This is a genomic window from Clostridium sp. CAG:43, from assembly GCF_000434655.1.
Lineage (GTDB): Bacteria > Bacillota > Clostridia > Lachnospirales > Lachnospiraceae > Otoolea > Otoolea fessa.
The window spans coordinates 1-523 of the sequence record NZ_FR895041.1 but is presented as its reverse complement, the minus strand read 5'-3'; the positions used below and the strand labels follow the sequence as shown (position 1 = coordinate 523).

The 523-nt window shown below is 53.0% G+C and carries 1 protein-coding gene; it reads right to left on the bottom strand.

The window, feature by feature from the left end; all coding sequences use genetic code 11:
* Positions 1-523 (bottom strand): TRAP transporter substrate-binding protein DctP (gene dctP / locus QVO97_RS03360; protein ID WP_288188784.1); only part of this gene is annotated, 523 nt, incomplete at both ends.

Below are 523 nucleotides of genomic sequence, written 5' to 3'. Positions count from 1 at the left end.
CAACCGCCTGCTGCTCCGGCGTCAGGCTGTCATACAGCTTCTGGTTGATGCAGAAGAACAGACAGTCATAGTTTGCGTTCCACAGGGAAACATATTTCTGTACTTCCTGTACACTCGCCGCATCAATCGCCGGAAGCGGGTTCTCCTGCCCGTCTACCGTGCCCTGCTGCAGCGCCGTATACGTCTCGGACCAGTTCATATTGGTCGCATCGGCGCCCCAGAGCTCATAGCACTTCATCAGAAGGTTCGAACCAGCTACACGCAGTTTCAGGTTCTTCATATCTTCCACGGAATGAACCGGATGTTCGCTGTTGGTCAGCTGACGGAAACCATTCTCCGCCATACCCATACAATGCAGGCCATAGCTTTCCAGGATCTCAACCAGCTTGTCGCCCGCCGGACCATCTAAGACTGTATCCGCTGTCTCAACCGAATCAAACAGATACGGCAGTGATACAACATTGAACCGCGGGTCAAATGCCGAATAAATCAGGTTGCTGTGCATCGAAATCTGCACCGGATC